Annotated in this window: 1 protein-coding gene; it reads left to right on the top strand. The window is 59.4% G+C overall.

Features of this window, described 5'->3' with window-relative positions; genetic code table 11:
• Window positions 1-86 precede the first annotated feature (86 nt).
• The gene (locus tag CRI93_RS14965) at window positions 87-1,022 is read left to right on the top strand and encodes a transposase (protein WP_098063534.1); all 936 of its coding nucleotides are present in this window, start codon (window positions 87-89) and stop codon (window positions 1,020-1,022) included.
• The last annotated feature ends 8 nt before the right edge of the window (window positions 1,023-1,030 follow it).

Raw genomic sequence — 1,030 nt, 5'->3', positions numbered from 1 at the left:
ATGCCAATCCAGAGTTGAGACCCACATCACCGCAAGCTGTTTGAGGAGGGTGCTTAACGCCGCTCTCACAAACAGCCCTTGGTGACATGGACTGGCAATCTACGCTCATTCGCGTCTTTGTGTTCGTACAGGACCGGTTCGGATCTCAACTCTACGCTCTCGCCCAACGGCAGAGCAACAACAACCAGCCGACGTTTACCGACGAGGAAGTGCTCACCATCTACCTGTTTGGCCTCATGCAGAAGCGGCGAACGATTCGGGACATTCACACCTACGCAGCAGATCACTTTCCGGACTGGTTCCCAGAGCTCCCGTCGTACAGCGGATATGTCGACCGGCTCAACCGGATCAGCGATGTCTTCGCCTCGCTCAGCGAGACGGCCATCGGCGAAGTCATAAAGGTCATAAAGAACATCAACCCATCGAACGAGGCTCGCAACGAGGCCCGCAACGAGGCCCGCAACGCCATGCGTCTTGTGGACTCGTTCCCGATCGTGATGGCCGGTTCCAAACGGTCGTCGCAGGCCCGAGTCGCACCGGACATCGCGAACAAGGGCTACTGCAGCTCAAAAAACCTCTACTTCTACGGCGTGAAGCTGCACGTCGTCGCATTCAGCCGTCCGGGGACGCTCCCGGTTCCGGAACTCGCTGGACTCTCGCCGGGATCGGCCAATGACCTAACGGTGCTTCGGGAGGCTCTGCCTGTGGTCTCCGGTAGCGAGTTGGTCGGCGACAAGGCCTACGTCAACCGCACGCTCCGCACGCAGATGATCAAGGAGCAGAACCTGGAGATCGTCACCCCGATCAAGAAAGCGAAGGGGCAAACGCGCCTCTCGGCGGCCGATCGGCTCTACTCAGAACTCGTCAGCCGCATCCGCCAGCCGATCGAGTCGCTCTTCAGTTGGATTGAAGAAAAAACCGGCATTCAGGCCGCCTCGAAGGTCCGGTCGACCCGGGGGCTGATGGTGCATGTGTTCGGACGCTTCGCCGCCGCGATGCTCCTGCTCGCCTTCAACTCCTGATTCGCATT

Source organism: Longimonas halophila, assembly GCF_002554705.1.
In the GTDB taxonomy this organism is placed as follows: domain Bacteria; phylum Bacteroidota; class Rhodothermia; order Rhodothermales; family Salinibacteraceae; genus Longimonas; species Longimonas halophila.
This window is presented reverse-complemented; position numbering and strand designations above follow the sequence as displayed.